Origin of the sequence: Luedemannella flava, from assembly GCF_039528515.1 — a bacterium.
GTDB lineage: Bacteria > Actinomycetota > Actinomycetes > Mycobacteriales > Micromonosporaceae > Luedemannella > Luedemannella flava.
The window spans coordinates 21300-33510 of sequence record NZ_BAAALT010000296.1; the positions used below are offsets into that span (position 1 = coordinate 21300).

Below are 12211 nucleotides of genomic sequence, written 5' to 3' on the forward strand. Positions count from 1 at the left end.
GCTCACGGCGCGGAAGGGCCCGCCCGCTGGCTCCAGCGGGCGCCGCGCAAGGTGTCGCCGTCCATCGCCGCTGACACCCGGCATCTGTAGTAGACGAGAGGTAAGCAAGAGATGAGACGAAAAGTCGCCCTGCGACTCACCGCGGCCATCGGCGCCACCGCCGCCACGGTCGCCACGGGTGTGGTCCTGCTGATGCCCGAGGCGTCGGCCGCGACCGGCGGCGTCACCGGCTTCGCGACCCAGAACGGCGGCACGACCGGCGGCGCCGGCGGCCAGGTCGTGTCGGCCTCCAGCGGCACCGCGATCCACACCGCGCTGTGCAACCGGGCCAGCAGCAGCACCCCGATCATCATCCAGGTGTCCGGCACGATCAACCACGGCAACACCACGAAGGTGTCGGGCAACAGCTGCAACACCGCCGCCGACAAGATCGAGCTGAAGGAGATCAGCAACGTCACGATCGTCGGCGTGGGCAGCGGCGCGGTCTTCGACCAGCTGGGCATCCACATCCGTGACTCCAGCAACATCATCATCCAGAACGTGACGATCCAGAACGTCAAGAAGTCGGGCTCCCCCACGTCCAACGGCGGCGACGCCATCGGCATGGAGAGCACCGTGCGCAACGTCTGGGTCGACCACGTCAACCTGCTGGCGTCGGGTGGCGAGTCGGCGGGCTTCGACGGCCTGTTCGACATGAAGGACAACACGCAGTACGTGACGTTGTCCTACAGCACGCTGCGCAACTCGGGCCGCGGTGGCCTCATCGGCTCCAGCGAGACCGACACCTCGAACGGGTACGTGACGTTCCACCACAACCTGTACGAGAACATCGACTCGCGGACGCCGCTGCTGCGGGGCGGCATCGCCCACATCTACAACAACTACTACGTGAGCCTGAACGAGTCCGGCATCAACTCGCGTGCCGGCGCCAAGGCCAAGGTGGACAACAACTACTTCAAGAACTCCAAGGACGTCCTCGGCACGTTCTACACCGACGCCAAGGGCTACTGGCAGACCAGCGGCAACATCCTGGACAACGTCACCTGGTCGGCCACCGCCTCGGACAACAACCCGGCCGGTCCGAACATGGCGTCGACCACCACGGTCAGCATCCCGTACTCGTACACGCTGGACAACGCGAGCTGCGTGCCGAGCGTCGTCGCCGCGACGGCGGGCGCCAACAAGGGCCTGCAGGTGTCGACGGGCAGCTGCTCCGTGACCGCGGGGCCGACGTCGGCCGCCGTCACGACCCGGGCGACCACGGGCACGACCACGACGCGGCCGGCGACGACCGCCGCGCCGACGACGCGCGCCCCGGTCAGCACCACGGCCGCGCCGACCACGGTCAGCGGCACGAACCTGAGCCTCAGCGCGGGCGCTGACGGCTCGAGCAAGGCCGACGGGACGAGCTACGGCAACGTCAAGGACGGCAACATCTCGACGTACTGGTCGCCGTCGGGCAGCACCGGGCAGATCTCGATCAAGTGGGGCTCGGCGACGTCGATCTCCCGGATCAACATCCGGCCGGCGTCCGGCTCGGGCACCATCACCGGGTGGCGGGTCCTCAACGCCGACACCGGCGCGGTCCTGACCTCGGGCAGCAGCAACGGTGGCGTCATCTCGTTCACCAGGACCTCGCTCAAGAAGGTCACCTTCGAGGTCACCGGAGCGAGCGGCAGCCCGCGTATCGGCGAGTTCGAGACGTACGCGTAACCAGCACCTGATCACCCGTGGGGCCGTCGCGTCGCGACGGCCCCACGGCTGTGCGGCTTCCGGTCAGACGAGTCGACCGGCACCCTCGTCGACCAGTCTCACCAGCGCGCGAAGCGTCGCCTCGGGGGTCAGGTCGGTGTTGTCCAGCCGGGCGGACGCCGGATGCGGACGAGCCGCGTGCACGTCGAAGTCGTGTCTGAGCACCGCCTCCCGACGTCGCGCGGTACCGGCACACCGCTCGAGGACGGTCTCGATGTCGGGCGTCAACGTGACGTGATAGATCTCGGCCGGCGGATGCAGCTCGGACACGATGCGCGCGCTGTCGGCGGGGTCGAACAGGCTGTTGCCGAAGATCATGACCGTCTGCCAGCCATTGTCGAACAGGGACCTCGCCAACCGCGCCGACTGGTCAAGGACCATCGCGTTGCGCGCGTCGTCGTAGGGCAGCTCCCAGCGGGCGTCCACGTTCAGATACAGCTGGTCGACGTCGATGGCCGCGGCTGGATGGCCCCACGCTGACACCATGGCGTGATGCCCGAGCCGGCACATCGTCGTCTTGCCGCTGCCGGCAGGCCCCGAGAGAAGGACGCAGCGCAAGCGGCCACCGGTCATGGCCGTACGGCGCGCACCGCGGACGGCACGGCCCACCACTGGTCGGGCCGGTCCACGACCCGTGCCGGCGGCCCGGTCTCGGTCACGCGGGCCAGGCGGAGCAGGAACGCCGCAATGCCCGCCGCGCCCTGCATCCACGAGGTCCCGGGCGGCAGCAGGGGCTGCTCCTGCCGGTACTCCACGAACCGCCACCGGGCGCCCTCGTCGTCGCGGACCGCGCGGGAGACGAGCGCGTCCCCCATGGTCCGCGCGGCGACGAGCAGCGGCTCGAACGCCGGGCCGTCCTGGGCGGCGTCGAGCAGGACGTCGCCGACGCCGGCCGTGCCGCAGCAGCGCCCGTCGTTGTCCCAGAACCCCGGCCGCAGCCGGGCCGGCAGCCCGGACGCGAGCACGGACCGCAGGCAACGCGACCGCAGCTCGCCGACCGGATGCCCGCCGACCTCCTCGACGCCCGCGTGGGCCAGCGCCGCGAACAGGTGCGACGTGCCGGCCGGGCCGTGACACCAGTTGTAGGTGACCGGCTCGACCTCGCGCGTCGACCGGGGGATGGTGTGCTCCACGACGAACCCGCCGTCGTCCAGCGACGCCACGGACAGCAGGTGCTCGGCGCCGCGTCGCGCGGCGTCGACGAAGTCGTCCCGGCCGAGCGTCGCGCCCGCGACGGCGAGCGCGGCCGCCGCCCCGGCCGTGCCGTGCGAGTAGTTCGGGGTGCTCGACCGGTATCCGGGCCGCATCCGCCAGTCCAGGCCCACCTCGGCCGGCTCGGCGGCGCGCAGCAGCGCCTCTCCCCCGGTCGTCAGGACGTCGGTCCCGCCGGCCCAGGCCGCCGCCATCACGACCCCGGCCGTGCCCATGACCAGGTCCGTGTAGCAACCGGACCAGTCAGGCTCCGCGCCGAGGGTGCTGACCCACCCGGCCGGCGTGGCGAGCTCCGCCAGCCGCGCCAGCGCCGCCGCCTCCCGCCCGGGCGCGAGCAGCCGCAACGCGGTCACGTCTCCGCCCAAGCCGTCGTAGAGCGACGCCTCCGCGCGCGACGGCACCTGTGCCGCCAACCGGTCCACGATCCCGTCCGCGAGCGCCCGTTCGGTCACCGTGAGTGGGCGGTGCTGTTCAATCTCCACGAGTACGGGCGCCAGCCCGGCGATGCCCGCGTAGAGCGAGTCGCGGTCGCCGGCCGGCCCGGCGGGCGGCGCGTCGGTCACGCTGTCGGGCAGCCACGGCCCGTCGTCGCCGCGCACCTGGCCGAGCACCCACGCCCACGCCGCCTCGCCCAGTTCCCGGTACGTCTGCCCGTCGCCCACGCGGCCACGCTACCCGCACGTCCCGCCGACGAGATCTTCGTATCACCATGCGCAACGTCGCTTACGCCTGATTTGCTGGCTTTCATGGACGCGTTCGGGGTGCACTCGGAGGTCGGCACGCTGCGCAAGGTGATGGTGCACCGGCCCGACCTGAGCCTGCGGCGCCTGACCCCCACCAACCACGACGACCTGCTCTTCGACGACGTGCTGTGGGTCGAACGTGCCCAGTTCGAGCACGACGAGTTCGTGGCCCGGATGCGCGACCGCGGCGTCGAGGTCTTCCTGCTGCGCGACCTGTTGGCGCAGGCGCTCGCCGCGGACGCGGGGATCCGTAACCGGGTGATCGAGCTGACGGTGTCGGAGTACACCGTGGGCATCTCGTTGGTCGACGAGATCCGCGCGGTGCTCGCCGGGCTGAGCGCGGAGGACCTGGCCACCCACCTGATCGGTGGTCTCACCGTAGCGGAGTCCGGCCTCGACGTGGGCCGGCTGCGGGCCACGTCGGTCGAGGCCGCGGCGCTGGCGGACCTCGGCACGTTCATCCTGCCGCCGCTGCCCAACACGCTGTTCACCCGCGACTCGTCCTGCTGGATCTACGGCGGCGTGTCGATCAACCCGATGTACTGGCCGGCCCGGCGGCTGGAGGCCTACAACGTGGCCGCGATCTACCGCGCGCACCCGATGTTCGCCGAGGCGACCTTCGAGTACTGGTACCCGGAGCTCGGCGACGAGGGCCGCTTCCACGCCGCCGACTTCGGGCGCGCCTCGCTGGAGGGCGGTGACGTCCAGCCGATCGGCAACGGAACGGTCCTGATCGGCCTCAGCGAGCGGTCGCAGGCGCGCATGATCGAGCAGATCGCGCGGGCGCTGTTCGACAAGGGCGCCGCCGAGCGGGTGATCGCGGTGGTGCTGAGCAAGGACCGCGCGCACATGCACCTGGACACCGTCTTCACGATGCTGGACCGGGACGCCGTCACGATCTACCCGAAGGTGATCAATGAGGCGCGGGTGATCAGTCTCCGTCCGGGAGCCGGATCCGGCCGCTTCCACGTCACGGTCGAGGAGGGCCTGCTGCCGGCGGTCGCCGACGCGATGGGCGTGCCGAAGCTACGGGTCGTCGAGACCGGCGGCGACGCGTACCAGCAGGAGCGCGAGCAGTGGGACGACGGCAACAACGTCGTCGCGCTCGCGCCCGGTGTGGTGGTCGCCTATGAACGCAACACCTACACGATCGCGAAGATGCGCGCGGCGGGCATCGAGGTCATCACCATCGAGGGCTTCGAGCTCGGCAAGGGCCGCGGCGGCGGGCACTGCATGACGTGCCCGCTGCTACGCGATCCGCTGTAACCTGTCGTTCAGCCACGGGCGTCGCGGATCCGCTTCCACGACAGGTCGAGCACGACGCTGAGGACCAGGATCGCCGCCAGCGTCACGGCCGTCGCCGGCTCCTCGACCAGGGTCGTGAACGTGAACGCGAGCAGGACCACCACCGTGGTCGCCACGGCGAGCACGAGCACCCAGGCCCGGGCGCCCGTCTCACCCCGCAGCCGCAGGTGTCCCGCGGTCACGATGGCGAACATGAGCAGCGCCACCGCGCTGCCGATCGAGGCGATCGCCGACAGGTCGAGAGCCACGGCGAGCACCATCGCGGCGACCGCCGTCATGACCAGGCCGATCGGCACCCGGTCGCCCAGGCGCCGGCCCATCGCGGGCGGGAACTGCCCGATCGTGGCCATCTGCCCGCACAGGCCAGCCGCCGGGAACAGGCCGGAGTTGGTGGCGCCAGCGGTCGCGAACAGCGCCGTCACGCTCATCATCCAGTAGCCGGCGTCCCCCAGGACCGGCTGCGCGGCCACCGCCAGCGCCGTGCCGCCGGAGGCCACCACCGTGTCGACCGTCAGGACGCCGAACACGCCCAACGCGACGGCCACGTAGATGACCGTGGCGATGCCGAGCGCCAGATAGATCGCGCGGGGCAGTTGGCGCGCCGGAGCCACCAGATCCTTCGCGGTAAAGGTGATCACGCCGAAGCCCAGGAACGCGAAGAACGTCAGCGCCACGCTGGACACGATGTCGCGCAGCGGTGGGTACCCGGAGAAGGCCAGCAGGTGCGGGTCCAGGTTGGCGAGCGTGGCGACGGCGAAGACCGACAGGATGCCGATCACGACGACCACCACGACGGTCTGCGCCCGCGCGACGGCCCCCGAGCCGAGCACGTTCAGCAGGGCCATCAGGGCGATGACCAGTACGGCGAAGTGTTTGGTCCACTGCGCGCCGCCGTCGGCGACGGCCGCGCTGGCGTAGCTGCCGAACGACACCGCGACCATCGCCGTGATGATCGCGTTGACACCGAACAGCAGCCAGGCCGCCACTCCCGTGATGTGGCCGTTGCCGAATCCGCGCACCAGGAACTCGAGGAACCCTCCGGCCGCCGGGTAGCGGGCACCGAGCCGGGCGAACGAGTAGCCCTGCAGGCCCGCCACCACGCCCGCCAGGACGAACGACACCCACACGGCCGCGCCGGCAACCTCGCCGGCCGCGCCGAGCAGGGCGAAGATGCCCGCCCCGACCATCGCGCCGACGCCGATGAACGCGGCCTGCCGGACCCCGAGCGTCTGGCCGCGCGCCGCTCCATTGGTCACGACCCATAATATGACCGCATAACCCATATAATGTCCGAATGGCGGTCGTGGAGATCACGGGCCTGGTCAAGGACTACGGCGCGGTGCACGCGGTCCGGGACATCGACCTCGACGTGGCGGCCGGCGAGGTGGTCGGCTTCCTGGGGCCGAACGGAGCCGGCAAGAGCACGACCATCCGCTGTCTGCTCGACCTGCTCCGGCCCACCGCCGGCACGCTGCGCCTGTTCGGCGCCGACGCCCGCCACGGCGGGGTGCCCGCCCGGCGGAAGGTCGCCTACGTCCCGGCCGAGCTGCGGCTGCCGCCCCGGGCCACCGCCGCCGAGCTGCTCGACGCGGTGGCGCGGCTGCGCGGCGACTGCGACCCGGCCCGGCGCGCGGACGTCACCGAGCGGCTCGGTCTGGACCCCGGCAGGCCGACCAAGGGCCTGTCCACCGGCAACCGGCGCAAGGTCGCCCTGGTGGCCGCGTTCATGAGCCGGGCCGAGCTGCTGGTCCTCGACGAGCCCACCAGCGGGCTCGACCCGCTGCTCCAGCAGACCTTCCGCGACCTGGTACGGGAGGCCCGCGCGCGCGGCAGCGCCGTACTCCTGTCCTCGCATTCCCTCGCGGAGGTGCAGCGCACCGCGGACCGCGCGGTGGTCCTGCGTCGCGGACGCATCGTCGCCGAGGGCACCGTCGACGAGCTGCGCGGCACGGCCGCCCAGCGGATCGAGGCGACGTTCGCCGACCGCGTCCCGGACCTGTCCGGCGTGGTCGGACTCACCGACCTGCAGGTCGAGGGCCGCCGGATCCGGGCCCGGTTCACCGGGGCGCCCGGGCCGCTGCTCGCGGCGCTCGCGGCCGGTGACCCGCTGTCGGTCGACATCGCCGAACCCGACCTCGAGGACGCGTTCCGCAGCCTGTACGAGGAGGCGGCACCGTGACGGGCGTGCTGCTCAGTGGGGCCGTGCGGTCGATCCGGCGCGGCTGGGTGGTCTGGACGGTGTCGATCGCCGCGCTCATCGCGCTGACCACGGCGTTCTGGCCGGCGTTCAAGGACAGCGGCGGGATGACCGACGCGATCGCCGGCATGTCGCCCGGGCTGGTCGAGGCGCTGGGCATCGGCGACCTCAACTCCCCGGAGGGCTTCCTGTGGGGCAACCTGTACGCCCTGCTCGTGCCGTTGCTCATGGCGGTCGCGGGCACCTCGTTCCTCACCACGCTGACCGCGCGGCAGGAGGACTCCGGGCAGTACGAGCTGATCCTGACCCAGCCGGTGTCACGCACGGCCGCGCTGCTGGCCCGGATCCTCGCCGCCGTCGGGGCCGTCGTCGTGCTGGGCGTGGCGGTGCTGCTCATCCAGCTCGGCGCCAACGCGATCTGGGATCTCGACACGTCCGTGTCACGGCTGACCGCGACCGTGGCGCTGTGCGCGCTCACCGGTCTGGTCTCCGTCGGCGCGACCGCGCTGGCCGCCGGGGTCAGCGCGCAGCCGGCTGTGGCCACCGCGGCGGGCGTCGGCGTCGCCGTGGCCGGCTACGTGATCTCGGCCCTGTTCCCGTTGCGTGAGGGATGGGAGGACCTGCAGTACCTCGCGCCGTGGAACTGGGCGCTCGGCGGCGAGCCGCTGACCAGCGACACGGACGTGTGGCGCTACCTCGCGCCGCTCGCCCTGTCGGTCGTCCTCGCCACGACAGGGGTCATCTGCTTCAACCGCCGTGACGTCCACGCCCCCTGAGACCTTGCCGTCCCAGTCGGATGAAAGTCTGACCGTCGAGCTCAGCATCAGCGTGCCCGACGATGTGGCCGCTTATTTGCAGAGCCAGGGCAACGTATCCGCCGCCGTCACCGACGCGGTGCGACGGGTGGTTCCCGAGGCACGGCGCGCCCGCCAGCGCGAGGCTGCACAGGCATACGGCGAGTACCTTCGGCGCCACACGGCGGAGCAGATCGAAGAGGAGCGGGCCAGCCCTAGCGACCGGCGCCGTCGACAGGGCGCATCGCTGGCGGGGCCTGGGCGAAGGTCCAGCGGTGGCCCTCCAGGTCCTCGGCCGTGTAGGCGCGGTAGCCGTCCTGGCCGATGCCGCGCACGATCGTGGCGCCCGCGGCCTCGGCACGCTTCAGGTGGGCGTCGAGGTCGTCCACGTACACCCAGGTCTGGTGTGTGACCGGCTCCGGTGAGCGCTTGCCGTCGAGCGGGAACAGCAGGATCGCCACGGGGCCGACGTGCAGCTCGATCCAGTCGGGGGCGTCGCCCTCGGCCGGGATCCGGTCCCAGGAGCGCAGGCCGAACGCGTCCGCGAGCCACCGGGCGGCGGCCGCCGGGTCCTCGTAGTGCAGGCCGACGCTGACGGGCGCGAGGCGGTGCACCGGGCGGGCCGCGTCGTGCGCGCGACACCACGGGACGAGCCAGTGCGCGATCTTCGGCCAGAACAGACCGGCGGTGTCGGCGTCGCCGTCGGGCAGCACGTACTGCTCGACGGTCACCCGGGTGCCGTCGCCGTCCGAGGCGAAGCGCACGTCGACCTCGGTGTCGTCGACGCCGCTGCGGAAGACCAGGCGGGCGCCCGGCTCCCACACGGTGATCCGGCCGAGCTCGAGCGCGTCGCCGTTGTCGTAGATCTCCAGCACGCGGCCGTCGACGCCCGGCTCGATGCGCATCGTGAGCAGCCGCGAGGAGTCGAACGCGTTGATCGGGCCGGGCAGCCACCAGCGGTCGATCTCCTCGGTGAAGGCGCGGAACGCGGTCGCGGGGTCCACCTCGACCACCACCGATGCCGTCGCCGACCTGCGGGTCATGTCCGCTCCTCCCGTTCGACGTGCCGTTTGAAGGCGCCGAGCTGGTCGTTCCAGTGCGCCTGCACCTGGTCCAACCACGCCTGCAGCGCGATCAGCGGCTCCGGCCGCAGCCGGAACACCCGCAGGCGGGCGTCGGCGGCCCCCCGTTCGTCGGCCACCACCCCCGCCGCCAGCAGGATGCGCAGGTGGCGGCTCAGGACCGGCGGCGAGACGCCGAGCGCCGTGGCGAGGTCGCCGGCCCGACGGGGCCCCTCGCCGAGCAGCTGCACCACCCGGCGCCGGGTCGGGTCGCCGAGCACTTCGAAGAGCGCCTCCACGCCGTTCCGGGCCATGCAGCAATAGTTATACATGCCTCTAATAGTTGTCAATGGCTGGGGCGTCAGGACAATGATCTGGCGGTACGACCCAGGAGGTACCCGGTGAGCCAGCCCACCCGCATCGCGATCGACCATGACGACTACCACGCCGAGCACGTCGGCCACACCGCCGACGGCCGCCAGTTCTTCCTGACCACCCCGTTCGAGCCCGGCGACTTCGACGGCAACGGTGGGCAGGAGTACGTGGCGTTGTTCCTCTTCGACGCGGACGGCGCGTTCCTCGACGCGAAGATCGACGCGTGCGGGACGCGGGCCAGCATGGACCGGGCCGCCCGCAGCGCCCTGTACGAGCAGCGGCTGCGGGAGCTCGGCGACGTGACGTTCGACCGCATCGAGGTCGCCCCGTTCGCCATCGAACGGTTCGGCGTCGAGTTCGGCCTCATCCCGCGGCCGCCGGAGGATGAGGACGACGGCTGGTGGGTCATCCTGCTGCCCGGCGACTACATGGCCTTCTCGGAGCCCTGGGACAGCGGCGAGTACGACACCTGAGTCGACGCGGGTCCTACCAGTCGGCGAGTGCCGTCACGGGCCGCCTCGTGGCGTGCCCCCAAGCACGTCAACGATGCGGCTCTGGGACGAGCTGTCGACCGAGGCCAGCACCAGGACAGCCGCGATCACCAGGCCGACTCGCGCCGTGGTGACCGCGGACCCTGCGCCAGCCACGCCCGGGACGTACGGCAGCGCCGCCGCGGCCGCCAACAATGCCGCCACGGATGGGATCCGATGCAGGAGCGTGGTCAGCCACTGGCGCCGGCCAACCGGCACACTCCCCGGAATCGCGGACAGGTCGCCGCGCACGACAGCGACCGCGGTCCTCGCGAGGCGTTGTTGAACAGCGTCGTACCCGGCAGCGTCTGCGGCATTGGCCAGGTCCCACTGCATCGACCGCAGCATCACGCCCAGGTCAGCACAGAACCGCTTGGCGTGGACCCGCGGAGTCTCGGCTACACGTGCGTACCACAGCACCTGTGGCACCCAACGCTCGATCAGGAACGTCGTCCATGTCAGGCTGCGCAGTAGCCGTCGGCGCGTTGGCGCCTGCCGCCACGTGCCGCGCTCCTCCTGCAGAAGCACGAGGTCGAACAAGAGCAGCGCCGCGATCAGGTATACCGGCGGCATTAGTCCGCATCGGCGAAACCGCCAGCCGTGGACGTGGAGGACGTAGAGGTCAGCAGCAGCAGGTAGGACCAGCAGGAAGTAGATGGCATGGAGGATCGCCGCGCTGCCGCCGGCGAGCACTGCCAGAGCAACGTGCGCATCGCCACGGCCGTGCCCGCTCAACTGCCACGCCATCGCCGCTACGGCAACCACGAGACTGATAGCCGCGCCGGCGACACTCAAGGAGAGCAGCACTCGACGACGCGCACCTGTCGATGGCCCGCGATGAAAGCCGAACCAGGCCATCGCACCGAACCCAACAAGTTCGAACCCGAGCACGATAACAAGATCGACGCCGGTGAGACGACCTCCGACGAGAACTCCCACGGCGGCCATCGGCAGCAGCAGGCAGGACAGCAGCGCCGCCCACCGAGCAGCTGCCCAGATGACGCGGTTGCCGGACCAGGCAGTCCGCACGTCCAGCCCGCGAACCGCGCGTAGCAGGGCCTTACGCTGCGCCCCGCTAAGGTGCGGAACGGTTCCCAGAGCATCGGCACGGCCCTCGTATGATTCGCGGGCCCGCGACAGGAGTTGGCGACGGCGCCGCGCGGCAATCGATGACGGGAACGCCATGAACGAAAGTCAAGCGATCACTCGACGATGCGGCAATACCCCTGTCGCAATGCTGCTTCACGAGAGCACCCACCCGCCAACGCATTGGCGGCTGGCCGGCAGCCGTGCGGTCAGGGCACGCGGGCGGTGACGGGTTCCTCAGACTCGACGGGTTCCGGCCAGCGGTCGCCCGGGCCAAGGTCCAGCGTGTGGACCGTCAGCTCCGCATCGCCGGTCGGCGCGGTCGCTCCGATAGGGGCCAGGAGACGGCCGAGTTCCGTGGCCTCAGCCGCACCGAGCGCCTCAACGGCGACAGGCGAGACGACCTCGCTGGTAGACGCGAGACCCACCGCGGCGACGACCGCCGGCCCGCCGGCCGCACCGGGGCGCGCCTCCACGTAGGCCCGGCATGCACCAGGCAGGCGCGTCACCACGTCCGCCACCCAGATCACGTACACCCCGTGGTGGGGGCCATGTTCGGCCACCCGGAGCAGCGACTCGCGGCTGGCGCCCGACGCGTCGGCGACCAGCAGCACCACGGCGGGCGTGGGTTGCGCCCCGGCGGCGCGACCAGCGATCAGTTCCTCGATCTGCGCGACCAGCTGGACCGACGCCGCCCCGCCGGCCGCCAGCGGGGCGCTGAGCGGCCCCGGCGCGGCGTGCGGCAGCCAGGCGAGCCAGCGCCACTCGTCGGCGGACGCGACCGCGGCCAGCGAGACCTCCGTCGGCGCGTGCAGGGTCACGAGCTGGGCGACGAGGGCCCGCGCCAGCGGCGCGGCGCTGCCCAGATGCCCGGCCACTCCCAGCACGCCGACCTCGGACAACCGCACCACGACGGGAAGCCCGTCCACAGTGGCGTGCGCGGCGACGGCGACGCGCAGCTCCTCCCACAGCGGCATGGGGGCATCGGTGCGCGGCGGCCAAACCACCTGGTTGCGGGACGGCCGCGGGCCGAGACCGAGCCGCAGCGTCAGGAAGTCGTTGCGGTCGGGGCGGCGGCTCCACAGGAGCGGGTCGCGCCGGCGCGTGGCCACGACCAGCTCGGCGAGGCCGGGGTGCTCGGCGGCGCGGCCGGCCC

General features: G+C 71.7%; 11 protein-coding genes and 1 pseudogene. 5 read left to right on the forward strand and 7 right to left on the reverse strand.

The features are described 5' to 3' along the window. Positions 1-111 precede the first annotated feature (111 nt). The gene (locus tag ABD211_RS32770; protein WP_344140380.1) at positions 112-1713 is read left to right on the forward strand and encodes a pectate lyase family protein; all 1602 of its coding nucleotides are present in this window, start codon (positions 112-114) and stop codon (positions 1711-1713) included. Positions 1714-1776: 63 nt separating this feature from the next. Here the strand turns inward: ABD211_RS32770 and ABD211_RS32775 are convergent, their stop codons facing one another. Both ABD211_RS32775 and ABD211_RS32780 read right to left on the reverse strand, forming a co-directional pair. Beyond that, positions 1777-2238, reverse strand: coding sequence for a hypothetical protein (locus ABD211_RS32775; protein WP_344140382.1), 462 nt, complete (start codon positions 2236-2238; stop codon positions 1777-1779). A gap of 83 nt (positions 2239-2321) precedes the next feature. Then, positions 2322-3626, reverse strand: coding sequence for a lanthionine synthetase LanC family protein (locus ABD211_RS32780; protein WP_344140384.1), 1305 nt, complete (start codon positions 3624-3626; stop codon positions 2322-2324). Positions 3627-3710: 84 nt separating this feature from the next. Here ABD211_RS32780 and ABD211_RS32785 point away from each other — a divergent pair, with 84 nt between their 5' ends. Then, positions 3711-4973 carry an arginine deiminase gene (locus ABD211_RS32785; protein ID WP_344140387.1) on the forward strand — a complete coding sequence of 421 codons (1263 nt, stop codon included), beginning with the start codon at positions 3711-3713 and terminating at the stop codon, positions 4971-4973. Between the two features lie 8 nt (positions 4974-4981). On the opposite strand, the gene ABD211_RS32790 is transcribed toward ABD211_RS32785, so the two are convergent. After that, entirely contained in the window at positions 4982-6268 is a 1287-nt protein-coding gene (locus tag ABD211_RS32790; RefSeq protein WP_344140389.1) for an APC family permease, read from the reverse strand. Positions 6269-6306: 38 nt separating this feature from the next. Here ABD211_RS32790 and ABD211_RS32795 point away from each other — a divergent pair, with 38 nt between their 5' ends. Continuing rightward, complete coding sequence (locus ABD211_RS32795; protein ID WP_344140391.1) at positions 6307-7191, forward strand: ABC transporter ATP-binding protein; 885 nt, start codon at positions 6307-6309, stop codon at positions 7189-7191. Further along, positions 7188-7985 (forward strand): ABC transporter permease subunit, encoded by a 798-nt coding sequence (locus tag ABD211_RS32800; protein WP_344140393.1) that lies wholly within the window; start codon positions 7188-7190, stop codon positions 7983-7985. Before ABD211_RS32795 ends, ABD211_RS32800 begins: the two co-directional genes overlap by 4 nt. 233 nt (positions 7986-8218) lie before the next feature. On the opposite strand, the gene ABD211_RS32805 is transcribed toward ABD211_RS32800, so the two are convergent. Both ABD211_RS32805 and ABD211_RS32810 read right to left on the reverse strand, forming a co-directional pair. Continuing rightward, positions 8219-9046, reverse strand: coding sequence for a VOC family protein (locus ABD211_RS32805; RefSeq protein WP_344140395.1), 828 nt, complete (start codon positions 9044-9046; stop codon positions 8219-8221). Next, positions 9043-9378, reverse strand: coding sequence for an ArsR/SmtB family transcription factor (locus tag ABD211_RS32810; RefSeq protein ID WP_344140397.1), 336 nt, complete (start codon positions 9376-9378; stop codon positions 9043-9045). The genes ABD211_RS32805 and ABD211_RS32810 overlap by 4 nt, the downstream gene beginning before the upstream one ends. Before the next feature lie 87 nt (positions 9379-9465). Between ABD211_RS32810 and ABD211_RS32815 the strand changes: the two genes are divergently transcribed. Then, positions 9466-9912, forward strand: coding sequence for a hypothetical protein (locus tag ABD211_RS32815; RefSeq protein ID WP_344140399.1), 447 nt, complete (start codon positions 9466-9468; stop codon positions 9910-9912). 33 nt (positions 9913-9945) lie between these two features. On the opposite strand, the gene ABD211_RS32820 is transcribed toward ABD211_RS32815, so the two are convergent. Further along, the gene (locus tag ABD211_RS32820; RefSeq protein ID WP_344140401.1) at positions 9946-11154 is read right to left on the reverse strand and encodes a hypothetical protein; all 1209 of its coding nucleotides are present in this window, start codon (positions 11152-11154) and stop codon (positions 9946-9948) included. 110 nt (positions 11155-11264) lie between these two features. Continuing rightward, positions 11265-12211: pseudogene (locus tag ABD211_RS32825) on the reverse strand (hypothetical protein); the annotation flags it as partial.

Excerpts from the sequence above, each read along its gene's own strand:
- ABD211_RS32775 (WP_344140382.1), bottom strand. The coding sequence starts at position 2,238 with ATGGTGTCAGCGTGGGGCCATCCAGCCGCGGCCATCGACGTCGACCAG.
- ABD211_RS32810 (WP_344140397.1), bottom strand. The coding sequence starts at position 9,378 with ATGGCCCGGAACGGCGTGGAGGCGCTCTTCGAAGTGCTCGGCGACCCG.
- ABD211_RS32785 (WP_344140387.1), top strand. The coding sequence starts at position 3,711 with ATGGACGCGTTCGGGGTGCACTCGGAGGTCGGCACGCTGCGCAAGGTG.
- ABD211_RS32770 (WP_344140380.1), top strand. The coding sequence starts at position 112 with ATGAGACGAAAAGTCGCCCTGCGACTCACCGCGGCCATCGGCGCCACC.
- ABD211_RS32820 (WP_344140401.1), bottom strand. The coding sequence starts at position 11,154 with ATGGCGTTCCCGTCATCGATTGCCGCGCGGCGCCGTCGCCAACTCCTG.
- ABD211_RS32805 (WP_344140395.1), bottom strand. The coding sequence starts at position 9,046 with ATGACCCGCAGGTCGGCGACGGCATCGGTGGTGGTCGAGGTGGACCCC.
- ABD211_RS32795 (WP_344140391.1), top strand. The coding sequence starts at position 6,307 with ATGGCGGTCGTGGAGATCACGGGCCTGGTCAAGGACTACGGCGCGGTG.